The following is a 24,908-nucleotide window of genomic DNA, read 5'->3' on the forward strand; positions in this document are numbered from 1 at the left end:
CTTACAGCGATTCTAAAAATTTTAATAATTGTTGTTTTTCGGCGGTTGTAAGCGACTGATAATTTTCACGACTGCGGCTGGCCTCGCCACCGTGCAGCCGTATCGCTTCGTCAATACTTCGTGCCCTGCCATCATGCAATAAATAATACTGCCCGCCCTGCGATTTGGTAGATAAACCCAGGCCCCAAAGCGGGGGAGTGCGCCATTCGGCAGTTTTGGCGCTGCCCTCTGTATAGCCATCGTTTAACGCGCTGCCCATATCATGCAGCAACAAATCAGTATAAGGCGAAAAATTGACGTAGGACAGTGGTTTTATTGGCGAATACCCGGTTTTAAGTTCCGGCCGGTGACAACTGCCACATTTTGCTTGTACAAAAAGCGCCTTACCACCATTTATTGCCGCCATTTCCGCGTTGCGCTGTATTGGAGCTTTTAATGTCTTTAAGTAGAATACAACATCAAGTACGGTCTGACTGGCAATTTCAGGGTCGCCATCATCACCGCTGTAAGTATCTTTAGGTTCAAAAGCTGAGGTGATGCCAATATCTTCATTATAAGCCACCGCAGTTTGATGTAAAAGATCATAAGCCGCTGCTTTTTTGCCAAATCGCCCAATGATAAGGCCGTTTTGTACAATGCCTCCCTGCCTTTGCTTAATATAGTTTTTAGGTGCTATCCAATTAGGAACGCCGCTTATTCCGTCGCCGTCGGCATCCAACGGGTCGGTCATTGCCATTATATCAGCATCGCTTACCGCGTCCAATAAACCCAAGCCGGTATTGGCCGGTGGCGTAAACCGAGAAAAAGTGGCACCGACAGGTATTTGTTCAGGCTCGTGACCCTGCAATGCGCGGTGTTGTAGTTGCGGACCGCCGGCATGCAAAAACATATTGCCGCTACCATCAGTTTGCCCAAAGCGGGTTAGGGTAGAGAAAGGGTGGCCTTTGCCGTCACCTGCATGACAACTGCCGCACGAGGTGGAAACAAATAGCGGGCCTAACCCGGTTTCTTTGGTAAATATTTCGTCGTTGAAGGCCCTGTCGCCCCGCAAAAATTGCGCAGACTGTTCGCCGGTTAGTTCCGCCATCGGGCCATCTAATAACTGGTCGTCATCTGGTGCCGAGGGCTGAAACTTGGTGCACGATGCAAATACAGGCAACAGAAAGAATAAGTATTTGTGTTTCATTATTTCTTATACAAGCACAAACTTATAAATAAAATTAGGCATACCAAATTTTAATTTTTAGAATGGTGTAAATATATTTACTTGTTTGCCGGCGTTTATGCGATTAGTATATAAAATAACGAAGTGCTATTTATCCGGCGCGTCAGCATGTAATTGCTATTGGACGATTGTTTTACCAGCAACACATTGACATAAAAGTTAGCAAAATTCTTGCTTGTTTAAACGATTAAGCTTATCATTGGCATCGATTGCAGACCACAATTAAAACGATAAATATTTATTGATTAAAAAGTTTAAGCATTGTTTAGTATTGCTATGCTGCTAACAATGATTTAAATTGAGCATTGAAAACCAAACACTATAAACAACATAACAAAATGAGAAAGTTTTTCACAGCGTTTTTTTTCGTATTAATTAACCTAACGGCTTTTGGCCAGGAGAAGTTTAATGGATTGGACATGAACCTAAGTAATTTGTCGCGATTATCTGACGCGCAGACCCGGTCTATCAGTCCCGAGAACTTTAGCGGTGGTAAAGGCAAGGGTGCCATGGCTGATGCCGTGAAAGATAAAGGCAAACGAAATGTAGCCAACGCGGCCAATGAGGCGCGCGACCTGGGTACGGGCTGGAAGGTAAATCCTTTCATCATAATCAACCCCGGCGAAACTTTTACTATTGCCGAAATAGAAGGTTCAGGCGCTATTCAGCACATCTGGATGACGCCGACCGGTAACTGGCAATTCAGTGTTATTCGTTTTTATTGGGATGATGAAAAACAACCATCGGTGGAATGCCCTGTAGGCGCATTTTTCGGCATGGCCTGGAATGAATATGCGCCGTTAAACTCGCTGGCGGTTACAGTTAACCCGGGCAGCGCATTTAATTCTTACTGGAAAATGCCTTTCCGCAAAAAATGCAGGATCACCATGGAAAATATTAATACAGAAGCTATGCGCTTATATTATCAGGTAGATTACACATTGACCAAAGTAGGCGAGGACGAAGGTTATTTCCATGCCCAATACCGAAGGTCAAACCCCAACACTACATCAGATCATGTGATACTTGACGGCGTGAAAGGTAAAGGCCAATACGTGGGCACTTACATGGCCATTGGTGTACGCAATAACGGCTGGTGGGGCGAAGGCGAGATCAAATTTTTTATGGATGGCGATAAAAATAACGCCACTATAGTAGGTACCGGAACGGAAGATTATTTCTGTGGCTCATACAACTTCGAAAACCAGAAAACTCATCAATACCAGGAATTTTCAACGCCGTATACCGGTATGCACCAGGTAATAAGGCCCGATGGCGTCTATAAATCGCAGCATCGTTTTGGTATGTACCGCTGGCATATCCAGGACCCTATCCGCTTTGAAAGTGACCTGAAGGTGACTATCCAGGATCTGGGATGGCGTGCAGGTGGCCGGTACTTCCCGCAAAACTCAGATATCATTACTGTTGCTTACTTTTATCAAAGAGAACCACATGCACAGTTCCCTGCACTTCCTGCAAAAGACAAGCTGGAAGTAAACTAAAATTGATGAACGCGAGACCATTTCTGACGCTAAGCGCCTTGGTTATAATAATGACTTCCTGCCAGCAGGCTACCCAAACAGACGCTGCAGGTTCATTTGGCTACGATAAAAAGTTTATTTTATCGCATGATACCGCGGCCGTAGTGTTGGGGAGTGATGACGCACAAATATTGATATCGCCGCGTTACCAGGCTAAAGTTTTCACATCTACTACGCAGGGCGACGGTGGGCAAAGTTTAGGATGGATCAATTACAAAGCGTTTAATGGCCCGTTGGATAAACATATGAACGCGTATGGGGGCGAAAACCGATTTTGGCTTGGCCCTGAAGGTGGTAAGTATTCCGTTTTTTTTAACAAGGGTGATAGTATGACCTTCGACAAATGGAAAACCCCGGCACCGATAGATAACGAAGCCTGGGAACTCGTATCATCTAATGATAGCTTGGTTAGCATGAGTAAAAGCATGAACATCAAAAATTATGCAGGTACCGATCTGGCAATCAAAGTTGATCGTAATATTCAATTACTTAGTAACAAAACTATCGGCCAATTAATAAAAATAGATTTGCCTGCAGCTATAAAAGCCGTTGCTTATCGTACAGAAAATAAAGTTACCAATGCAGGCACTTTCGCCTGGAATGAGAAAACCGGCGTACCGTGTACATGGATATTGGATATGTTCCGTCCATCAGACCAAACAACTATTATCATCCCCTATAAACCGGGAGCGGGTAATCCGGCTACCACCAACTATTTTGGTGAAATACCAGCCGATCGCTTAAAATCAGATGGCCGGGCGTTATGGTTTAAAGCTGATGGCAAAAGCCGCAGCAAAATAGGGATACACCCGGATAGGGCGCTACCGGTGGCGGGTAGTTATGACCTTGTTAATGGTGTTTTAACCATTATACTATTTGATGTAGATCCGGCAGGAAAATACTTAAACCAGGAGTGGCTTACAGATAAGCCCATATTTAGCGGCGATGCTGTAAACGCATATAACGATGGTCCGCTCGCCGACGGTAAACAAATGGGGCCTTTTTACGAACTTGAAAGTGTTTCAGCAGCTCATTTTTTAACTCCGGGCGCATCAGCAACTCATAACCATACCGTGTTTCATTTTACAGGGCCGGCAGCACAACTTTCGGCCATAGCGCAAAAAGTGCTGAGCGTAAAACTGTTAACCGTTAAGCAGTATAATTAATGCATATGAAAAAAAGGATATCTCTTAAAGATATAGCCAAAGAAGTAGGTGTTTCTACAGCACTGGTTTCCTACGTGATGAATGGTAAAGAGAAAGAGGCGCGGGTAGGGAAAGAAATGGCGATGAAGATCAAGGAAGTTGCTAAAAGGCTTAACTACCAAACCAATCAAATTGCTAAAAGCCTTAAAATGGGCAAATCGCAAATTTTAGGGTTGATAGTGGCTGATATCGCGAATCCGTTTTTTGGCAGCATTGCCCGTACTATTGAAGATGAGGCAGCCAAAAGCAATTATACCGTGATTTTCGGTAGCTCGGACGAGAATATGGATAAGTCTGCCAATTTGATACAAGTATTTTTAAACCAGCAGGTTGATGGCCTAATTATCGCTCCCACGGATGATTCTGAAGCTCAGATCCAGCAGTTAGAAGATCAAAACATCCCTTACGTGTTAATTGACAGGTATTTTCCGGGCATCAATTCTAATTACGTGGTATCTGATAACTATAATGCTGCCTATAATGCGATAAAATATTCGATGATTGAAGGCCGTAAGTATATTGGTATGATCGCGTATAAGAGTGATCTTCCACATATGAAAGACAGAAAGCGCGGTTACAGTGATGCGGTTCGTGATTTGTCAGCCGGCAAGCAAGTGCCGATTATTAAAGAAGTGGAAGGCAAAAGAGGCGGAAGCGAGGTTGATGAAGCCATGCTTGAACTTTTAACAGATAATCCAAATCTTGACGCCGTATTTTTTGCAACGAATACGCTTTCCGGATATGCTTTAAGTTATTTAAGTCGCGCAAAAATCAGGATTCCCGAAGACATAGATATGGTTTGCTTTGACCAAAGTGAAGCATTCGCTTTTTTTAATGCGCCTTTAGCTGTAGTAGAACAACCACTAAATCAAATAGGGGTTGAAGCTGTTAGAATTTTAACGGATCAAATAACAAATCGGCCCGTAACGCGACAGCAAATCACAGTAAATTGCAAACTTAAGAACAGGAAAGATTCGTCAGAATAAAAGAATTCCTCCTCCATTTAAATTTTCGAGAAGTATACCATAAACCGCTGCAACGTATTACATTATAATTTCCTTAATTTGTTATCCGAAGAATCTAACATGAGAAATTTACTAAAGAAACTAGTTATCGCGGTGTTGATATCAGCATCGGTAGCGAATTCGTACGCGCAGAAAGCAAATCTGTTTAAAACAGATCCAAAATTTATAAACACCATAAGCCAGGATTTTAAGGTAGCTGATCAGCAATATACCGTAATGATGAAATCTTTACCGGCAGACAGGTTCCCCAAAACCTATTACCCAACTAAAGGCCTGGAGACAAGTGCGTCAGGATGGTGGTGTAGTGGTTTTTACCCGGGCTCCTTGCTTTATATTTATAAGCAAACTAAAGATCAGGCTTTGTTGACCGAGGCCGATCGTATCCTTAAAGTGCTGGCTAAAGAACAGTTTAATAAAAACACGCACGATTTAGGGTTTATGATGTATTGCAGCTTCGGTACAGCTAACAGTTTATCGCCTAATGATAGCTACAAAGAAATATTGCGGAATAGTGCAAAATCACTATCAACAAGGTTCGACCCTAAGATTGGCTGTATCAAATCATGGGATTCTAAAAAGCCGGAGTACCTTGTTATCATAGATAACATGATGAACCTGGAATTGCTGTTTTGGGCGACAAAAACAACCGGCGATTCAAGCTATTACAAAATAGCCGTAACACATGCCAATACCACTATGAAAAATCATTTCAGAAGCGACTTTAGCTCTTATCATGTCATCAATTATAACCCACAAACCGGTGAGGTGCAGCAAAAGAAAACAGCGCAGGGCTTTGCAGATGAATCGGCCTGGGCGCGTGGGCAAGCGTGGGGGCTTTATGGTTATACCGTAATGTACCGGGAAACTAAAAATGTTAAATATTTAGCGCAGGCCAATCATATAGCCAATTTTATACTTAGCCATCCTAATTTGCCTAAGGATAAAATTCCTTATTGGGATTTTAATGCACCCGATATTCCTAATGCTTTAAGAGATGCTTCGGCGGCTTCTGTTACAGCATCTGCACTGCTGGAGTTATGTAAATATAATTCCGGCGCTACAGCCAATCAGTATTTTAGAACTGCAGAAACAATCTTGAAAAATCTGTCGCAGCCGCCATACCTGGCAAAAGTTGGTACCAATGGAGGTTTCATCATTGAACACTGTGTTGGCCATTTGCCGGGAAAATCGGAAGTTGATGTACCTCTGACCTATGCCGATTATTATTTTCTAGAAGGTTTGACACGCTATAAGGCGTTTAATACAAAACAATAAATTATTTTGTGCTGGTTATGGAAAACAGCATTCAACAGCTTATAAAAAAGAAGCCTCTTAATTAAGAGGCTTCTTTTTTTGTTGTAATCGGAATGTTAATCCGTTTTTTTATTGTTGTTTGCCTTTCAGGATTGTTTCTCTGCCACGTTCAACAGTGTTAGTGACTTGCATAGTTAGCCCCTGGCCATCAAAAACACAAGTGAATTTTTCGGTATGCGGGCTTTCAATGTAGCGTAGTGTCAATTGTAAGGTATGATCGTCTGTCCAGGTATAACTGCCTGCTGCCCTGGCCGGGAAAAGCATGCTCCTGTTTTCTTTAGCGCCTGCGGTAAGCGATGGGCCGGGCTTTTGAGTGATATTGCTTTGCCATTTGCCGGCACCAAAGTCAAGCTGATAGGTGGCGGTGTCATTTTTTAAGGTCACCTGGTAGCTGCCATTGGTTTTGGCATCAAATGTAGCAGAGCTAAAATTGAATTTATTGGGCTCCAGTTGATAGGTTTTGTTATAAGCTGTAGGGGCAACGGTTTTAGCTGCAGGCGGTAATGCTAATTCTTTTAAAGTTGTTTGTAATTCAGCGTAGCTAACTGTGTTTGCAGGTAATTTACCGGGGCGCATGGCAGGTAACAAGTATTTCCAAACCAGGTCAATTTCACCTTGCATATCCGAAGTTTCCGCAGTGATAGCCAACACCGCGTCCCGGTCAGGCATTACGATCATAAACTGACCGAACGCGCCATCGCCACGATAGGCATTGTTACGGCAACGCCACATTTGGTAAGCATAGCCTTGTTCCCAATCACTTGCGTCTTTTTTTGCCTGCGGCAAATCCGGGTGTTGGATGATCTTTGCAGAGCTGGCTTCTTCGGCCCAGCCTTTCGGCAAAACTTGTTTGCCGTTCCATTGGCCTTGCTGTAAAAATAACTGGGCAAACTTAGCCATGTCTTCTGTTTTTACCCGCAAACCCCAGCCGCCGGTATTTATTCCTTTGGTATCAGTTTCCCAATCTATGCCCTTGATGCCAAGCGGATCGAATAATCGCGGTGTTAAGTATTGCAACAAAGTTTGCCCGGTAACTTTTTGAACAATTGCAGAAAGCATGTACGTGCCCAACGAATTGTAAAGAAAAACCGAACCCGGCTTATGTTCAATAGGCGTTGCCAGGAAGCCTTTTACCCAATCTGTTTCGGCGGATAAGCGGCTTGGCTCGGGGTCTTGCCCGTCAGACATAATGAGCGCGTCTTTAACTGTCAGTGCAGCCAGGTTGGGGCTCACCGTTGCAGGTAATTTGTCGGGGAAAAAAGAGATCACTTTATCTGTTAATGACAGTTTTTTCTCCGCAATGGCAAAGCCAACTGCTGTCGCGGTAAAGCTTTTACTGCAGGAGTAAAGTGTGTGGCGCAACTGCGGCGCGTAAGGGTTCCACCAACCTTCAGCTACCACCTTACCATGGCGCACCAGTATAAAGCTATGAAATTCGGTTTTGCTCGTCCGCGTAGCGTTAACAAAATCAAGAATACCTTTCGAATCTACCCCTTGATCTTCGGGTTTACTGCGTGGCAGATCCTGTGCGTTTAAAATTAAAACAAAGCTAAGCTGGAATGCAAGAGCCAGGTTGATTATACGGCGATAGGTAAACATGGTGGTGATGATTGGTTTGTACTAAAGTAAGCAATTTTTTATTGCGCCGTTATTATCCTGCCAGATCTGCCTGCGTTGTTGAATAAGCCTAGCTTTAGCTTCCCTGCCGGTAACGGTTTAGTATAAACAGGGCTACTTGCACTAGGCGTTGTTCCGTTGCTTGTATAATGAATTTCAAAACCTGGTAAGCCTTTGTTAACAGTGATAATATTATTTGTTTTGCTTATACCAACTTCGGGTATGCGGTACTTGAAGCCACCTGCATAATAACTTAAACGAGGCAGTTCGCGCTTGCCTAGTATGTTTACAAATTTTGACCAGGCCGCCTGATATAAGTCCTGATTTTTTGCCGCATCGGTTGCTGTGGCCCAGTCGGGGTCGGCAGCCCAGGCACGTTCGGCAAAGCCTAGCAGTTTTGGTAACAGCATATATTCTACCTTGTCCGAACTTTGAAGGTTTTCGGCCCAAAGTGCACCTTGCAGACCTACTATATTATTTCTTCCTTCGGCGGTTAGTTTTTCTTTGCTTGACAAGCTTGCTGCATTAATGGGGTTGTTTAGCCTGTCGACTGTTACGTTTTTGAAATAATCGTAAGGAATAAATTTAAATGCTGCTGATTCGTCGGCGTAGCTTCCCCAATAATATCCCGGTTCGTAATAGCTTTTGTTGTAAGCCATATCAAAATATAGGTTAGTTACATTAGATAAAATAACCTTGTAACCGCGGTTTGCCAGCTTATAGGCCAGGTCCTCGGCTCCCCAACCTAAAACGTTGTTCCAAACCTCTAAATGGATGTTTTCATTAGCTAAAGCAGGGTTTACAACCGATACTTTTTTTCCGTTTTCTGTAACCTTATGGGTGCCCACTTCTTCCCAGGCTGTGAGGTATAAATTGTTCGACTTTAATATCTTATTTACCCTGCTATAATAATATTCCCAAAGGTCATCAGTACTTTGTATAGCAGTATCGGTTTTCATCAGGTTAAAAAATGCCGGCGATTTCTCCCAAACACCTGCAGGTACTTCATCACCACCAAAATGCATGGTTTGTAAAGGGGCACCGGCTTCGGCATACATTTGTTTAACTTCTTTTACAACCGTTTCAATAAATGTATAGGTAGATGGTAAAGAAACATCTATCACATTATCATTAAAGTACTGAACCGATCTGTACTTTGAACTATCGCCCAGATCGCGCAAAAGATACTGGCTGGCCTGTTGAGGCTGGTTTTGGCTCATGTAGTTTCTATACCGCGCATCCATTGCTTTAATGGCCGCACGTGCATGCCCCGGTGTTTCAATTTCGGGGATCACGGTGATATGCCTGTCTCTAGCATATCTTAATATCTCGACAAAATCAGCCTTACTGTAAAAAGTGGTATTACTTACAAATGGGCCCGAGCCGTAGGATGGCTGTATGTTTTTGCTATTGTCTAACGTATGACCGCGTTTACCGCCAACTGCTGTGAGTTCGGGCAAAGACGGTATTTGCAAGCGCCAACCCTCGTCATCAGTTAAATGGAACCGTAAGGTATTTAGCTTATAAAGGCTCATCAGGTCCAGCAACTTTAATACTTCTTTTTTAGAATGAAAATTACGCGCCACATCCAACATGAAAGCGCGATAACCAAACCTTGGGCCATCGGCAACTATCACCCCCGGTACTAAAACCGATGCTTGTTTTTTTCTGTACGCGCCTGGTGCAATTAAAGTTTTAAGGGATTGGATACCATAAAAAATACCTTTAGGGGAAGATGCTGCGATTGTGATTTGCTTGCCGGTTACACTTAATTCGTAAGCTTCTTCGGGTAGCTGTTTTTGTACAAGGCTTATAATGCTGGCTGTTGGTGCCGCTGGCAATAATAATTTACCAAGTTCAGTTTTTAGATACGCAGCTTCTTTGCTGAATGATTCAGTAGATATTTTAACCCCTGATGTAAGGATGAACTTCTCACCAGTAGCTTTATAATTTTGCGGGGTAGGAAATATTTTGATCAGGCTATCTGCGGGGATATCCTGTATAACTTTATTTTGTTCAAAGATTGCTTGCGGTGTGGTCTCACCAACATTGTCATTCGGCGCGCGGGCAAACTGTTTTGCCTGGGTTGAGGGTATTAGCTCGGGATCGTTAACAGGAAAATATTTATCAGGCGCGTTATCCCAAACCAGGTAAAAACCTTTGGGCGAATCTGTTTTGTTGATCAGCCAATAGGGAACTAATACCTGTGCTTTAAGCGAACTGTTTTTTGCTATACCTTTAAACCCAGCTTTGGGCGTTAGCGAATGGAAATCGCCGTTTATAGCGGTAATCTCCAATCCGCCGGTCATTGAACCTGGCGTAGTAGGCCTCAAAAAGTTGAAATACAGTTTCCAGCCTTTAGCCGGCAATGTGAAGTTTTTACCGGTAGTTAGCGTTAACGCTGCAAGCGATTGCAATTGACCTTTATGATTATTTTCAACAACCTCCCATTTCAAATGTAGATCAATAGTAGCGCCGGGCTTTTGCTGAGCAAACGCGTTAACAAATGATAAAGCAGTAAGCAAAACAGAAAAAAGATGTTTCATAAGTATAGTTTGTAGCCGATAACGGCAAACACCACCCGCCTCATTCGGGCGATGCTGCCATTATAGCTAAATGTACATATTAAAATTTATAGCGAACAAATGCCTCCATCGCTTCATACTCTGCCAGGCCAAGCTCATCGTACCTGAGCGCGGTATCACGGTTACGATCTTCGGCCCTTACCCAAAACTCGCGTGCATCCTCACCCGGGAAAACCGGTCTGTCTTTTTGTGATTGGTGTTTAAAGATCGCGTTCCGTTTACCCAATACTTCCTGCGGCGATAGAGGTACGGCCATCTCAATTTCATGCGTAGCAAATTCATGCCAGGCACCGCGGTACATCCATAGCCAGCAATCGTTTATCCAATCTTCGGTTGCTTTCAGGCGATCGAGTGCAGCAAGAATAATATTAAAGCAAACCACATGCGTACCATGCGGATCGGCAAAATCGCCGGCGGCAAATATCTGGTGCGGTTTTACCTGTCGTAAAAGATCCATGGTTAACATTATATCTTCGTCGCCAACCGGATTTTTCTGTGTTTTGCCGGCTTCGTAAAAGGGGAGCGCCATAAAATGGATATGGTCGTCTTCCAAACCGGCGTAGCGTGAACCCGATATGGCCTCGGTTTTGCGAATAAAACCTTTTACATCGCGCACCTCGGGCGTATCAACCTGGTTGGGTTGCTTCTGGTTAAAAAAACGACGCATATCATTATAAATTGTCTTTAACCGGGTATTGTCATCGCCTATGCTTCTGTTAAAGTCGATGGTAAATTCCATATACCGCAACACATCATCGTCCCAAACTGCCGTATTACCTGACGTTTGATAGGCTACATGCACATCATGCCCTTGGTCAACCAGCCTGATAAATGTACCACCCATTGATATTACGTCGTCATCAGGATGGGGTGAAAAGATCACCACGCGCTTTAAAGCAGGCTCGGCCCGCTCGGGCCTTTGCGAATCGTCGGCATTCGCTTTCCCGCCCGGCCAGCCGGTAATGGTATGCTGCAGCTTGTTAAAAATATCGATGTTGATATCGTAAACCGGTCCTTGTTGTACGGCTAATTGCGCCATGCCGTGGTTATTGTAATCCTCTTCGGTGAGTTTAAGGATGGGTTTGTTAAGCATATTAGCCAGCCATATAATAGCTTTCTTTTTAAGCGCCTTTGTCCAAACACAATCCTTAACCAGCCATGGGGTATTAAAACGGGTTAGGGCAGATGCCGCGCCTTCATCCAAAATAAACTCTACGTTATCTGATAGTTGCAGGTATGTAGCCGGCACTTCCCCAGAGATCTCGCCTTCGACCGCCTTTTTAATGATCTCAGCCTTTTTTTGGCTCCAGGCCATCAGGATAATTTCGCGGGCCTTGAATATGGTGCCGATACCCATGGTGATAGCTTTGTTGGGCACATTTTCTTTACCACCAAAATCGCGTGCCGCATCGCTGCGGGTAAGGTCATCTAAAGTAACCAGTCGGGTACCTGAGTTAGGTGCCGATCCCGGTTCGTTAAAACCAATGTGACCGGTACGTCCAATACCTAATATTTGGATATCAATACCATCAAGGGCGGTTATCTTTTGTTCATACTCCAGGCAAAACTGCGCTACCTGGTATTGATCCAGCGTACCATCGGGGATATGGATGTTGGCCTTATCAATATCAATATGATCAAATAAATTCTCGTTCATGAAGGTTACGTAGCTCTGCGCCGCGGTAGGTTTCATGGGGTAGTATTCATCCAGGTTAAAAGTAATTACATTTTTAAAGCTCAGGCCCTCTTCGCGGTGCAGGCGTACCAGCTCTGCATAAACGCCTACGGGTGTTACGCCGGTGGCGAGGCCAAGTACGGTGGGCTCACTATTTTCTTGCTTTTTTTGGATGATATCAGCAATGCGCCTGGCTACTTTTTTAGACGCAATATGTTGATCGGGGTATACGGTTACCGATAATTTTTCAAAACGGGTCTCCTCCAGCAGGTTTAATCTTGCCATGATAGTGTAGACATTAATAAAGGTTAAAAAAAGCCCCCTGCAGACCGGCAGGGGGCCGTTAATCAAATCGCTATTGAGCGTCCCACCATACGCGGGATGTTAACACATCGCCTCCGGGAACGGCATTATGTGCTGCGTTATAGTTTGCGGTATTGCTACCAGCTTCCGAAACCGGGTAAGGGAAGCGGCGCGGAATAGTTCCGCCGGTATTATTGCCGGGATAGTTAACCGGTACTAATACCGGGAAGCCCGATCTTCTCCAGTTAGCCCATGTTTCATAAAAATCAAGCATGGTATTGGTAAGCGCCCAATACTGGGTATTTATTTGCTGTAAGCCTGTAGCCGGTATATATGGATGGGCTACCAAATAAGCTTCCGCATCTGCTAAGCTAACCGCAGCGGTTGCATCATAGGTGCCTAAGTAGGTCATTGCCGCTACTACGCCGTCATGATAATGCGTAGCCGCGCTACCTCCTAATCCAAAACGCTCGGCGGCATCTGCCAATAATAATTCCGACTCGGCATAGGTTAGCACAAAGGTTGGGCCGTTACGTTTTATTAATGCCGGGGCGGGAGATGAGTAGTCTGTAAATGCAGTAAAACTAGCATCCTGACGAACATCCTGGGCCGCAACGCCGCTTAGATCCTTGCCATTAGGCATACCTTTTTGCGCTGCGAAACTTGCATTAGCACCGGCATTTTGAGCTTTGGTGTTTTCGTTAATATACAGGTTTGTTACCGCTATTTTTGATAAACGAGGGTCATTATTGGTTTTCAGGAAATCAATAAACGTTTTTGACCAGCGGGTATAAAAATTTTCCTGACCTCCATCGCCCAGCAAGATCTGGCTGTTACGGTTTATGGTAGTACGGCCACCGGCAGCATCGCCCAAAAAGAAAGCATCGTCTGCATTGCTGGCCATAGTATTGCCAATAGCTTTTTGCACGTAAGTTTTAGCTGTAGTGGCATCAACCTTGCTCAAACGCATGGCAACGCGCAGCAGTAATGTGTTGCCAAACTTTTTCCATTTAGCTATATCGCCTTTATAGTACATATCGCCAATTGGTTTATCGCCGGCAGGGTCTAAAGCGGCAGTGGCCTCTGATATCTCTTTTAACAGATCATTGTATATAGCTTGTTGCTTGTCATACACCGGGAAGTAAGAGTTGGTATAATAGCCCAAACCTGCCTGCGAATAAGGAATATCGCCATACAGATCGGTTATGCGCTCAAATATCAATGCGCGCATTATCCGCGCTATTTGGTGCAGGTTTTTGTATTTGGCTATACCTTCGGTAGATTTTACAACGTCAACAATTGGTTTTACCTGTTCGGGATATGCGCCATCGCCACCTGTTGTCGCGCCGCCTGCAAAACCCCAGTAAGCGGCTGTGTAACCTGCGTTAAGCATATATTTATCGCCCGCCCAGTAGCTTATCACGGTTGATAATCCTTGCATCATAGTTGAGCAATAGATCAAATTGGCACGCCAGGTATCATAGCTAAAATCTGCACTGCCTGAGTAGCCTAGCTGCGCATCAGTCAGTAAATAGTTAGGGTCAAAAGTACTTGGGCTATAGGTTGCGGGATTGGTGTTGATCTCTTCAAAACTTTTTCTGCAACCGGTTGAAAGCATTACGCCTGTTAAAGCTAACGCTGTATATTTTAATATCTTTTTCATTTTAATAAAATCAGTGTTAGTTAATAATTAGAATTTAACATTCAGGTTTAAGCCATAGCTACGGGTTGATGGTACACCACCTAACTCAAGGCCCTGTGCATTGAAACTGTAGTTAGATTCCGGGTCGATATTGTCCGTCCGTTTTAACAGGTAGAACAAGTTACGCGCAACCAGGCTTATAGATGCTGTTTTTATTGCACCATGAAACATGTTAGCGGGTAAAGCATAGCTTAATGTAGCCTGGCGTAGTTTAATGAATGACGCGTTCTGTACAAATAAACTTGACACGTTGTTAGCCAATGTACTGTAGTAAGTAGAGGCGTTGGTGCCCAGTGTTTCCCTGTTCTCTAATGTTGCCTGGTGTAAACCCAATACATAACCATAATAATCAGTAGCAGAGAATATCTTACCGCCAAATTTTCCGTCGATCAATACAGACAGGCTTAATTTTTTATAGGTGAATTCGTTATTCCAACCTGCTATCCATTTGCTGTACGCAGATCCATAAGCTTTCAGATCACCTTGTAAAGGTACTCCGGCGGCATCTTTTTGTATGGTGCCAGCCGCATCGCGTTTGTAATCAAAGGCCATGATCTGGTCGGTAGGTAAGCCCACAATGTTTTGGGTGAAGCCATTGCCCGATCTTGAAGTTGAAACACCGATTGATGACTGGCCGTCTGCCAATGATACTACTTTGTTGTTGTTTATTGAGCCGTTGAATGACGTTTTCCAACTAACAATGCCTGTTTTAACCGGCGAACCTGAGATCAAAACCTCGAAACCGGTGTTTTGTAATTTACCAATGTTTAACACAGCACCGCTATAACCTGATGTAATTGAAGCAGGCGCGGTTAATATTTCATTGGTTGATTTTTTGTTATACCAGGTAAGGTCTAAACTTAAGCGATCACGGAAAAAGCGCATTTCTGTACCAATTTCCAACTCGGTAGCTAAAGAAGCAATTAGGCTTTTATTTGGTACAGCAGTGTTGGCAATTACACCGATAGGGTTGCCATTGATAGCCCCGTTGAAGTTATAGGCCAACTGTGTATTGTACGGGTCGGTTGCCTGGCCTACTTGTGCAAAGCCTGCACGTAGTTTACCAAAGCTCAACCAATCGTTATGTACAAATTCTGAGAAAATAAACGAAGCATTAACGGAAGGGTAGAACTTGTTAAGCGGGTTATTTACACCTGGGGTAGCTAGTGTTGAATACCAGTCGTTACGTGCTGAGCCGGTTAAGTAAAAGAAATTTTTGTAGTCAAACTCCATGGTTCCGTAAACAGAGAATACTTCATTGTCCGACGGTGTGTACCTGGTAGGGTTTGGCTGCCCTACGTTATTGATCACGTAAAAATTAGGAACGATAAAGTTGTTACCACTAACCACAAACGATTCTGAACGTGTGCGGCGATAGCTGCCACCTATGTTAGGGGTAACGGTAAGGTCGCCTGCTTTAAAGGTTTTGCCCATCAACACATCTGTGTTAATATCATTAAAATTTGTTGTGGTTTCTGATATGGTACCTAATGGACGATAAGCTGTACCGGTTGGCACGATGGCTGTGTAGCGGTCATTGTAATAATCTCTGCCTGCACGACCCTGGATAAAGAATCCATCGTCAAAAGTATAGCGTAATGACGCGGATGCTATTAAACGTTGGCGTTTTGTGTTATTGATAAATTTATTAGCCGCAAACCAAGGGTTAGTGGCAAAGGTATTGCCGGAGTAACCATACTCGCTGCCATCATCATTTGTTGTCTTTTTTAAGGTATTAACATCTAAACTGGTTGGCAATAAAGTAACATTATAGTTTGAGTTACCTGCACCATCACTTAAAAAAGGCCTGTTGTGCGCTTGCTCCAGTATATAGTTAGCACGCAGATCGGCGGTTAGGTTTTTTGATAGGTTGTAGTTACCTGTGAAGTTAAAAGTTTGCCTGCCTAAACCTGAGTTTGGTGTGATAGCCTTATTGGTAAGGTCGCTGGCCGAAAAACGGATAGATCCACCATCAAAACTGCGGTTTAAAGCTATGGTGTTAGTAGCGGTAGTGCCTGTGCGGTAAAAGTTTTGAATGTTTTTTGTTTGCGCGCTATACGGACGTAAAACGCCATCAAACTGCACTACATTACTACCGTCTAACTTTGCACCCCAGCTTGATTGGCCGGATTGAAACGCAGTTGTTTGATTGCTTGGTTTAATACCATTTGCACCCTGACCGTAAACATATTGCCAGTTGGTTGAATTGATAACCGATTCGCCAACAAAGTTTGAGTTAAATTCAACGTTATTGCCCTTGCCGCTTTTAGTTGTAATTAAAATAACCCCTGCTTTACCACGATAACCATATAATGCCGATGCTGCGGCTCCTTTTAATACAGATATCGTTTCGATATCGTCCGGGTTAATATTGCCTATAGCATCACCCATGTCCGGCTGGTTGTCATACTGACTGCCCGGTGCACTGTTAGGCGTATTATCCATAGGGACACCGTTAATAACATATAATGGCTGATAGGTTTGTGATAAGCTTGATTTACCACGTATAATAACGTTTGATGATGAGCCGGGGCCACCCGCGGTGGGTGATACGTTTAAACCTGCAACTTTGCCCTCCAGGCTATTGATCATATTTGGCTCACGCGCTTCCGTTAGTTCCGATCCTTTAATTTCAGTGATCGAGTAACCTAACGCTTTACGTTCTTTTTTAATACCCAGGGCGGTTACTACCACCTCGCTTAATTGTCGGGCATCTTCATCTAACAATACCACAAGCGCGGCAGGAGATGAGATGGTAACTTCTTTTTTAGTGTAACCCAGGTAGCTGAAAACTAACACATCTCCAATATTGGCATCAATCTCAAACTGCCCGTTAACATTAGTGGTGGTGCCGGTGGTAGTACCTTTCAAAGCTATATTTACGCCAATAAGCGGCTGACCGCTGGCATCCCTAACCAAGCCGGTTATTTTAATAGCCGCTTTAGCATCGCCTGCGGCAGAAAGCACGGGCATGCTTCCTAAATTTTGGGCCACACCAATAAAATTACCAACCATTTTAAATTGTAGCTGGGTTTTATTGTGCAGTTCCGTTAGTACGTCGTTAAGTTGTTGTTTGTTAATGTGTAAGGTAAGGCCGGGTAATTTGTTAATTACCTGCGCATCATAAACAAAAGTTACGTTTGCCTGCTGCTCAATGCGTTTAAATACTTGCTTAATATTGGCATTGTCAACATTTAAGTTCATTTCCTGGGCACGGGTGCCTTTAGCGGCCAGCATAGCGGCACAGCATAACTGAAGTCCAATGATAATTGTAGTAATGCGCATGCATTTTCGAAGTATAGGCAATAGTTTGCCGTAAAAAATCTTCATATTTGTAAAGGTTTTAATATTCATATTAAACTGAGCCTATGCTGTTAATGGGTCTCAAGCATGTTTACAGCCGGCTAATCTTATTCCGGGGGCATTTATGTTCCCGGTTTTTTGTTTCTTAGCTTCTAAGAAACAAATTGCCTTATTTAACAACTACTGTACTGTCATTGGCCATTTTATAGTTAAAGTGTTTAGTGAAGCTTAATATCTCCATTATCGTATCCAGGCGTTGATTGCCCAGGGTTATAGATATCTTTTCTTTCAGCAGGTCTTTATCTGTTACCGCTATTTTGGTGTTGTATTTTTTCTCTATAGCCTTAAATACATTACGCAGGTCTTCCTGGTCAAATACCAATACATCTTTACACCACAGGTTTACCACAGCCTCCTTAGTTATAGCTTTAGTAACTTGTTTAGTGGTTGTATTAAGTACAATTTCTTGTTTAGCGGTCAGCATTATAGCTGGCTTGGCAGGTTGGCCAGGCATAGTTATACCCACTTTGCCGGTAACTACACTAACTTTGGTTTTTCCCTCGCGATGGTAGGATCGTACATCGAATGAAGTACCTAGAACCGTAACGTGTAAATTATTTGTTTTAACCAGGAAGGGGTGATCCTTCATGTGTTTGATATCAAAAAAAGCGCGACCTTCAACCAGTTCTACTTCGCGCACTTTGCCTTTAAAGCTTTTAGGGTATTTAAGAACCGAACCTGCATTAAGCCAAACTTTGGAACCATCGGGTAATAAAATTTGGCTCACTTTATCTAATGGCGATTTCACTACGTGTTTGTCGGTACGAATTACTTCTTGATCGGCAGACCGGAAAATTAATAAACCGGCTATTAAAATAGCGGCAACCGAAGCTACCGGTAGCAGCATGCGTCTTAACGGTCTGACTTTGGCAGGCTGTATTTCTTTCTCCTGTTGAAGTCTTATTTGCAGGTTTTTGTAGATGCGCTGTTTAACCTGTTCTTCGTCTTCGGGCGAATTTGTATTTACCACTTCAACCCAACCATCATTGGTGGTGTCGTACCATTGATGTAGCTGTTGTTTTTCCTGCTCGGATGCCGTGCCTTCAAAGTATTTTTCGGCAATGCGTTTTAATTCGTTTGTACTCATTCCGGATCTTTATTACCCTATTTTATAACATAGAGTAGCCCCGGGACAAAATACCCTTGGTGTAAAACGATTTTTTTTTAAATTAAAAGGAGGTTATAGAAAAAACGTCATCATATCGCCCAAACTGGTGCGAATTACCTTTAGGGCTTTTGTGAGGTGGCCCTCCGCCGTTTTTTGCGACATGTTGAGTTGTTCAGCAACATCAGCCAGCGAACGGTCCTGCAGTTTGTTGTATTGAAACACCAAACGGCATTTTTCGGGCAACTTGTTGGATAGTTCGGTAATTATTTCCAACAACATTTTGTCCTCAATATTAATTTCTTCAGTTTGTAGTCCCAGCCGGCTAATAATATCTTCCTGTTTCCTGGAGTTTTTTTCTTTAGATAGGGCGCGATAAACAGAATAGCGCGCCATGGAGGCCAGGTAAGCAGGCAGAGATTTAATATTTAAGCTCTCTCGTTTCTTCCATAAAATAAAAAAAACATCCTGCACTATCTCTTCCGCCGCGTCGGTATCTTTTAATAATTTATGAGCTATGTAATATAATTTATCCCAATAACGGTTGTAGATCTCTGTAAATGCTAATTCATTTCCGCTTTGCAGCAAACCGGTCAATTGTTCATCATCAAGTAAATGAATGGCGCTCACCTATAGGTTATTTTAAAACGAATATAACATAAAATTAATCAAGGTTTAATAGTCAGTCGCACTAAAATAAAACGATAACCTTTAGTTACAACAAAAATAAAACTATAAGTAAATAAGCTTATTCATAGTGTTTTAACAATCGATTGCTACGTGTAATTATAGTATGTGATTCTGCCATTTTTTACGGCAGATAGATTATATTTGAATACAATTGTAAACCCAATAAACCCGATTTATAGTACTACTAATGCGTATACCTGGTCTTAAGATCCTGCTTTGTGTTGCGTGCCTGTTTTTTTTGAATAACATTGCTTTTGCGCAGCGAGTGGTAAGCATTGATACCGCCGTCAAACAACATAAATTTGTCAAGGATGAATTAGACTATCTGAAAGATAAAAGTGACCGATTAACTTTTGATGAAGTAAAGCGCCTGGATAAAAAATTTGTAAACAATAGGGCTTACTACCCCGGCAACCATACCGATACTTACGCTTATTGGTATCGCATTAAAGTGCGGTTTGAGCAATCCATCACCCAAGAAAATTGTCTATTTGAGTTTTTCGATCAAACTACCGACGAGATCACTGCATACATTCCTGATGGCAAGGGTGGCTATAAAATGTCTTACGCCGGGGCAAACAGTATATTTACGGATCGCCTTTTTCTGCATAAAAACTTTGAGTTTTTGATCCCCGACCCTTCCAAAGGCGAGCATACTTATTATTTTAAAGTCCGGTCAAAAAATCCTGTTAAGGTGATCATTGTGTATCGCACGGTTGATTACTTTATTCAATACGCTTTATTAGAGTATTTCAGCTTCGGGCTATTTTATGGCATGGTATTGATATTTTGCTTTCATAACCTGCTAATGTTTACCGCGATACGGAAAAAGCAATACCTGTATTATGTAATATACATTATATGCGTTGCCATATATGAAATGAGCGTAGATGGCATAGCATTCCAATATATATGGCCTAACAACCCCAAGTTGAATGGCTATGTGTATGGCATAGCCATGTATTTGGTGAGTGTGTTTGCACTGATATTTACCAAAGAGCTGTTACAGGTAAAAACAAAATCAACGCGGCTTTATCATGCCATCAATGTTGTGTTGATTTTGCGAACGGTTTATTTTCTGTACTGTTTGCTGTTTAATAATGGCCTGTTTATTTATAAGTTCATTGAAGTTATCCCGCTTTCAGTAGCTTTTATTGCCGGTATTAATATATACCGAAGGGGCTTTAAGCCTGCAAGGTTTTTTGTATTGGCTTATGCGGTGTTATTTACCGGCTTTATAGTTAAGGCAATTACGGCCTTGGGCTATGCTTATTTCTTGCCCGAATTTTTATCCTATTACAGCATCGGTTTTTGTTTCGTGGTTGAAATGTTGTTCTTGTCATTTGCTATTGGCGACCAGGTGCGCATTATGCGGAAAGAAAAAGACGAGGCGCTTGACGAAACCATTCATCAAATGCATATCAACAACGAGTTGAAGGATACCATTAACCGTGAACTGGAACTACAGGTAAAAGCAAGAACCAAAGAGGTTGTAAAGAAAACGGAAGAGATCCTGACACAATCGCAAACTATTGAGCAGCAAAACCAATTGTTGGCAAGCAGCAATAGCCAGCTGGAATTGCAGGCTGCCGAGATCAACAGGATGAATATTTTGCTGGAGAAGGATAATGTTAAACTAAAGGATGATATAGAAAAGGTTACAGATGCAAGGGCCCTATCAACCGAACTTAATTTTGAAGAGTTTAGCGCAAAATATCCCGACCAGGAAAGCTGTAATAAATTTTTATCCGATCTGAAATGGCAGAATGGTTACAAATGTATCCGATGCAGTCATGATACTTACTCGGCAGGGAGGGGGCCATACAGCCGCCGTTGTACTAAGTGCAGTTATGAAGAGTCGGCAATGCACAACACAATTTTCGAAAATAACCGAATCCCGATAAACAAAGCTTTTTATATCGTATATCTGGTTTATACCAGCAAAGGCACTATATCATCCTACCAGCTATCACAAAAGATCGGTATCAGGCAAAGTACTTGTTGGGCGTACGCCATCCGCATAAAAAAGGTACTGAGCGAGCAAAAGAAATCCAGGAAAAGAGGGGCCCAACAGGGTTGGGTTGCCCTTGTAATGTAATTATTGTTTTATAACAGGCTGGCCTTTGCCTAACCTGTCCTGGCGGGTTAATGCTTCCAAGTAGTAATAATCAGCATAGCTTATAGGCACGTCAATTTCGCTGTTGGCTGGTTTGTGGCCTGTGCTGTGCAGTAAGATAAATCCCTGACTTTCGCCTGCTTTGGCTGTATAATTATCGGTAAGATTGTTTACGATGTTATCCGCGGTTGCTTTATAAAGTTTAGCGTTTGGACTGTAAGAACTCAACTCATACAAGGCCGACGCCATAATAGCAGCGGCCGATGCGTCGCGCGGCTCGTCTGTTATGTTGGGCGCGTTAAAATCCCAATAGGGTATCTTATCAGCGGGCAGGGTAGGGTTATTAAGTATGAATTGGGCAATACGCTCGGCTTGCGCCAGGTATTTTTTATCGTGGGTTTCACGATAGCACATGGTAAAACCATACAGTCCCCACGCTTGCCCTCTGGCCCAGGCAGATTCGTCAGCATATCCCTGGTGGGTTTGGCGGTGCAGCACCTGGCCTGTGGCGGTGTCGTAGTCGATTACGTGATATGAACTATTATTAGCCCTGAAATGATTTTTGAGCGTCGTGTTGGCATGCGTAACCGCGATCTTATAAAAACTCGAATCGCCGGATAAACGCGTTGCGGCAAATAGTAACTCCAGATTCATCATGTTGTCTATAATAACCGGGAAGCCCCATTCTTTGCGCCCATCCCATGATTTTATAGAACTTACGGTCGGGTTAAAACGGGTAGCCAAAGTTTTAGCGGCTGTTATAATCACATCTTTATAACGCGCATCATGTGTTAGGCGATAGGCGTTGCCCACGCTGGTGTAAATTTTAAAGCCAACATCATGGCTATCGTTGTTATGCTGTTCGGGTTCTATTTTAGCGGTAAAGTCTTTAGCGGCATCCAGCCATTTTTTATTGTGCGTGTATTCATACAGGTACCACAACTCGCCTGAAAAAAAACCGCTTACCCAGTCTTTTGATGATATTAGTACCAGGTTGCCTTGCGAGTCAACAGTGCGTGGGGTTACCAGATTGGGTTTGTTGGTTTTTGTTTTGGTATCCGCCGTTGCTTGTAGTAAAACACTTGTTTGTTCCTCGGCAAATTTGAAGCCCTTTTTTACATCCTGTTGCGCATATGCCATTGTGGTGTTAATGGCAAATAATAGTATTATTATCTTTTTCATTATGGTGATCAGCTATTATGGTATAAGTTCAAATTTACTGCGCAATGCAATGTTATCAGATGAGTTACCTACCATCACTTCAAAAGTACCTGGCTCTGCGGTCCATTTCATTTTTTGATCGTAGAAGGATAGTTTTTCTTTGTTGATTACAAAGCTTAATGTTTTACTTTCGCCTATGTTTAAGTGAACTTTTTCAAATGCTTTTAACTCTTTAACAGGGCGTGTAGCACTGCCAACCTCATCACGCAGGTAAAGTTGTACCACTTCTTCGCCGGCATATTTGCCAGTGTTTTTAAGGGTGCAGGTTACTTTGATGCTCTCGCCGGATTTAATGGTTGTTTTATCAAGTTTTAGGTTTGATAATTCAAACTGCGTATAGCTTAGCCCGTAACCAAAAGCGTAGCGTGGGCTATTCCGTAGGTCGGTATAGCCTGATTTATATCCCGTACCATAATCATTGCTTGATGGTCTGCCGGTATTTTTATAGTTATAATAAACCGGTATCTGCCCCTCAGATCGTGGGAACGAAATAGGTAATTTACCTGAAGGGTTATAGTCGCCAAATAATACATCAGCCATTGCATTACCGGCCTCACTGCCCAGCCACCAGGTGTGCAATATGGCATCAGCGTGGTCTGCAGTCCAATTAAAGATCATCGGCCTGCCAGACATGGTCAGAACAACGATCGGCTTTCCTATGGCTTTAATTGCCTTTATCAGGTCTTCCTGCACGCCCGGTAAATGGATGTTTGCTTTGCTTTTAGCCTCGCCGGTCATGTCAAACCGTTCGCCTACGGCAAGCACTATCACATCAGCCTGCATAGCGGTTGAAACAGCCTCGCTAAAACCTGCTTTTGAAGTATCCGTTACATCGCAGCCCTGTGCATATAATAGTTTGGTGTTTTTGCCGACTTTGTTTGCTATACCCTCATAAGGCGATACCAAATGATCATTATCCCACTTAACCGACCAAAAGCCCATCATATCGATATTTGATTTAGCCAGAGGGCCAATTACCGCTATGGTCTTCAACGTTTTTGAAAGCGGCAGCGTTTGATTTTCGTTTTTTAATAATACCAAGCTTCGCTTTGCAATTTCGCAGGAAGCATTCCTGTTTTCGGCTGAGTTTAACGTGCTTTTTTCACGCTCCTCATTGCTATAACGATAAGGATCATCAAACAAACCCATCTCATATTTTTTACGCAGTATGCGTTTTACCGCATCATCAATTGTGGCAATAGATACCTTCTTTTCTTTAATCAATTGCGTAAGGTTGGCAATGTAGCTATGGCTCTCCATATCCATATCGCTACCGGCGTTGATAGCCAGCATGCCAGCGTGCTTACTGTCAGTCGCAAAACCATGGTTCACCATTTCACCTATCGATCCCCAGTCGCTCACTACAAAGCCTTTAAAGCCCCATTTTCCTTTTAAAATATCGCGTTGCAGATAACTATTGCCTGTAGCCGGTACGCCGTTTAAATCATTAAAACCGTTCATAAAAGTTGCGGCGCCCGCATCTAACGCGGCTTTAAATGGCGGCAGGTACACCTCCCAAAGCATGCGGTCACTCATATCGGTTGTGTTATAATCGCGACCACCTATGGCAGCTCCGTAAGCGGCAAAATGTTTGGCGCAGGCCATTATCGCATCCAGGCTACCCAAACCTTTACCCTGGAAACCTTTTACCCGTGCACCGGCAATTAGTGAGCCTAAATAAGGGTCCTCGCCGGCCCCTTCCATCACACGGCCCCAGCGCGGGTCGCGGGCTATGTCAACCATCGGGGCAAATGTCCAGTGTACACCGGCGGCAGCTGCTTCTGCGCCTGCTATCCTGGCAGATTTTTCAATCAGGCCCAGATCCCAGCTTGCAGCCTCTGCCAGTGGAACGGGGAAGGTTACCCTGTATCCGTGTATAACATCCAGGCCAAACAGCAGCGGTATTTTAAGGCGCGATTGCATAGCCAACTCCTGCACCATGCGGGTTTCTTTCGCACCCTTTACGTTAAGCATAGAACCTACTTTGCCTGCTTTGATCTCATTAAACTTACTGCTGTTAGGCGTAAGCGGACCGGTGGCTAAACGGTCGCTGGTGTATTGGTTAAGCTGGCCAATTTTCTCTTCCAGCGTCATTTTAGAAAGGAGAGTTTTGACCTTTAGGTCAATGGCATCAGCCTTTTTTACTTGCTGCGCTGATAAGGTAAGGCTTAAATGTATGAGACTTATTAAGAGTAGCGTGTGTCTTTTCATTTTAAAGTAT

At 43.2% G+C, this 24,908-nt stretch carries 15 protein-coding genes; 5 read left to right on the forward strand and 10 right to left on the reverse strand.

Annotated features, from left to right (window positions below):
- Position 1 precedes the first annotated feature (1 nt).
- The gene (locus AC59JT_RS05340) at positions 2 to 1,186 is read right to left on the reverse strand and encodes a di-heme oxidoredictase family protein (RefSeq protein ID WP_497396581.1); all 1,185 of its coding nucleotides are present in this window, start codon (positions 1,184 to 1,186) and stop codon (positions 2 to 4) included.
- A gap of 377 nt (positions 1,187 to 1,563) precedes the next feature.
- On the opposite strand from AC59JT_RS05340, the gene AC59JT_RS05345 reads away from it, so the two are divergent.
- The 4 genes from AC59JT_RS05345 (at position 1,564) to AC59JT_RS05360 (ending at position 6,271) form a co-directional block, all read left to right on the forward strand.
- Positions 1,564 to 2,727, forward strand: coding sequence for a glycoside hydrolase family 172 protein (locus AC59JT_RS05345; RefSeq protein ID WP_497396582.1), 1,164 nt, complete (start codon positions 1,564 to 1,566; stop codon positions 2,725 to 2,727).
- Positions 2,728 to 2,777: 50 nt separating this feature from the next.
- Entirely contained in the window at positions 2,778 to 3,932 is a 1,155-nt protein-coding gene (locus tag AC59JT_RS05350) for a DUF6786 family protein (protein WP_497396583.1), read from the forward strand.
- Positions 3,933 to 3,937: 5 nt separating this feature from the next.
- Positions 3,938 to 4,957, forward strand: coding sequence for a LacI family DNA-binding transcriptional regulator (locus AC59JT_RS05355; protein WP_497396584.1), 1,020 nt, complete (start codon positions 3,938 to 3,940; stop codon positions 4,955 to 4,957).
- A gap of 99 nt (positions 4,958 to 5,056) precedes the next feature.
- Entirely contained in the window at positions 5,057 to 6,271 is a 1,215-nt protein-coding gene (locus tag AC59JT_RS05360; protein ID WP_497396585.1) for a glycoside hydrolase family 88 protein, read from the forward strand.
- A 108-nt stretch (positions 6,272 to 6,379) separates the two neighbouring features.
- Here AC59JT_RS05360 and AC59JT_RS05365 read toward each other — a convergent pair whose 3' ends face one another.
- The 7 genes from AC59JT_RS05365 to AC59JT_RS05395 all read right to left on the reverse strand — a co-directional run bounded on the left by AC59JT_RS05365 (position 6,380) and on the right by AC59JT_RS05395 (position 19,290).
- Complete coding sequence (locus AC59JT_RS05365) at positions 6,380 to 7,909, reverse strand: serine hydrolase domain-containing protein (RefSeq protein ID WP_497396586.1); 1,530 nt, start codon at positions 7,907 to 7,909, stop codon at positions 6,380 to 6,382.
- A gap of 38 nt (positions 7,910 to 7,947) precedes the next feature.
- Positions 7,948 to 10,473 (reverse strand): family 20 glycosylhydrolase, encoded by a 2,526-nt coding sequence (locus AC59JT_RS05370; RefSeq protein WP_497396587.1) that lies wholly within the window; start codon positions 10,471 to 10,473, stop codon positions 7,948 to 7,950.
- 79 nt (positions 10,474 to 10,552) lie between these two features.
- On the reverse strand, positions 10,553 to 12,472 hold the full coding sequence (nagB, locus tag AC59JT_RS05375; protein WP_497396588.1) for a glucosamine-6-phosphate deaminase: 1,920 nt from the start codon (positions 12,470 to 12,472) through the stop codon (positions 10,553 to 10,555).
- A gap of 70 nt (positions 12,473 to 12,542) precedes the next feature.
- Positions 12,543 to 14,153 carry a SusD/RagB family nutrient-binding outer membrane lipoprotein gene (locus tag AC59JT_RS05380; protein ID WP_497396589.1) on the reverse strand — a complete coding sequence of 537 codons (1,611 nt, stop codon included), beginning with the start codon at positions 14,151 to 14,153 and terminating at the stop codon, positions 12,543 to 12,545.
- A 27-nt stretch (positions 14,154 to 14,180) separates the two neighbouring features.
- On the reverse strand, positions 14,181 to 17,522 hold the full coding sequence (locus tag AC59JT_RS05385) for a SusC/RagA family TonB-linked outer membrane protein (RefSeq protein ID WP_497396590.1): 3,342 nt from the start codon (positions 17,520 to 17,522) through the stop codon (positions 14,181 to 14,183).
- Positions 17,523 to 17,664: 142 nt separating this feature from the next.
- On the reverse strand, positions 17,665 to 18,642 hold the full coding sequence (locus AC59JT_RS05390; protein WP_497396591.1) for a FecR family protein: 978 nt from the start codon (positions 18,640 to 18,642) through the stop codon (positions 17,665 to 17,667).
- Positions 18,643 to 18,735: 93 nt separating this feature from the next.
- Positions 18,736 to 19,290, reverse strand: a complete 555-nt coding sequence (locus AC59JT_RS05395) for a sigma-70 family RNA polymerase sigma factor (protein WP_497396592.1) — start codon at positions 19,288 to 19,290, stop codon at positions 18,736 to 18,738.
- A gap of 247 nt (positions 19,291 to 19,537) precedes the next feature.
- On the opposite strand from AC59JT_RS05395, the gene AC59JT_RS05400 reads away from it, so the two are divergent.
- Positions 19,538 to 21,448, forward strand: coding sequence for a 7TM diverse intracellular signaling domain-containing protein (locus AC59JT_RS05400; RefSeq protein WP_497396593.1), 1,911 nt, complete (start codon positions 19,538 to 19,540; stop codon positions 21,446 to 21,448).
- Here AC59JT_RS05400 and AC59JT_RS05405 read toward each other — a convergent pair whose 3' ends face one another.
- Together AC59JT_RS05405 and AC59JT_RS05410 are read right to left on the reverse strand one after the other, a co-directional pair.
- Positions 21,449 to 22,648: a glycoside hydrolase family 88 protein gene (locus tag AC59JT_RS05405; protein WP_497396594.1), complete on the reverse strand. Its 1,200-nt coding sequence runs from the start codon at positions 22,646 to 22,648 to the stop codon at positions 21,449 to 21,451.
- Positions 22,649 to 22,663: 15 nt separating this feature from the next.
- On the reverse strand, positions 22,664 to 24,898 hold the full coding sequence (locus AC59JT_RS05410; RefSeq protein ID WP_497396595.1) for a glycoside hydrolase family 3 N-terminal domain-containing protein: 2,235 nt from the start codon (positions 24,896 to 24,898) through the stop codon (positions 22,664 to 22,666).
- Between the last annotated feature and the right edge of the window lie 10 nt (positions 24,899 to 24,908).

The sequence above is a fragment of the Mucilaginibacter sp. A3364 genome, assembly GCF_059690715.1.

Bases quoted from the DNA above. Each gene is read 5' to 3' on its own strand.
- AC59JT_RS05340 (WP_497396581.1), bottom strand. From the start codon at position 1,186: ATGAAACACAAATACTTATTCTTTCTGTTGCCTGTATTTGCATCGTGC.
- AC59JT_RS05345 (WP_497396582.1), top strand. From the start codon at position 1,564: ATGAGAAAGTTTTTCACAGCGTTTTTTTTCGTATTAATTAACCTAACG.
- AC59JT_RS05350 (WP_497396583.1), top strand. From the start codon at position 2,778: ATGACTTCCTGCCAGCAGGCTACCCAAACAGACGCTGCAGGTTCATTT.
- AC59JT_RS05355 (WP_497396584.1), top strand. From the start codon at position 3,938: ATGAAAAAAAGGATATCTCTTAAAGATATAGCCAAAGAAGTAGGTGTT.
- AC59JT_RS05360 (WP_497396585.1), top strand. From the start codon at position 5,057: ATGAGAAATTTACTAAAGAAACTAGTTATCGCGGTGTTGATATCAGCA.
- AC59JT_RS05365 (WP_497396586.1), bottom strand. From the start codon at position 7,909: ATGTTTACCTATCGCCGTATAATCAACCTGGCTCTTGCATTCCAGCTT.
- AC59JT_RS05370 (WP_497396587.1), bottom strand. From the start codon at position 10,473: ATGAAACATCTTTTTTCTGTTTTGCTTACTGCTTTATCATTTGTTAAC.
- nagB (WP_497396588.1), bottom strand. From the start codon at position 12,472: ATGGCAAGATTAAACCTGCTGGAGGAGACCCGTTTTGAAAAATTATCG.
- AC59JT_RS05380 (WP_497396589.1), bottom strand. From the start codon at position 14,153: ATGAAAAAGATATTAAAATATACAGCGTTAGCTTTAACAGGCGTAATG.
- AC59JT_RS05385 (WP_497396590.1), bottom strand. From the start codon at position 17,522: ATGAAGATTTTTTACGGCAAACTATTGCCTATACTTCGAAAATGCATG.
- AC59JT_RS05390 (WP_497396591.1), bottom strand. From the start codon at position 18,642: ATGAGTACAAACGAATTAAAACGCATTGCCGAAAAATACTTTGAAGGC.
- AC59JT_RS05400 (WP_497396593.1), top strand. From the start codon at position 19,538: ATGCGTATACCTGGTCTTAAGATCCTGCTTTGTGTTGCGTGCCTGTTT.
- AC59JT_RS05405 (WP_497396594.1), bottom strand. From the start codon at position 22,648: ATGAAAAAGATAATAATACTATTATTTGCCATTAACACCACAATGGCA.
- AC59JT_RS05410 (WP_497396595.1), bottom strand. From the start codon at position 24,898: ATGAAAAGACACACGCTACTCTTAATAAGTCTCATACATTTAAGCCTT.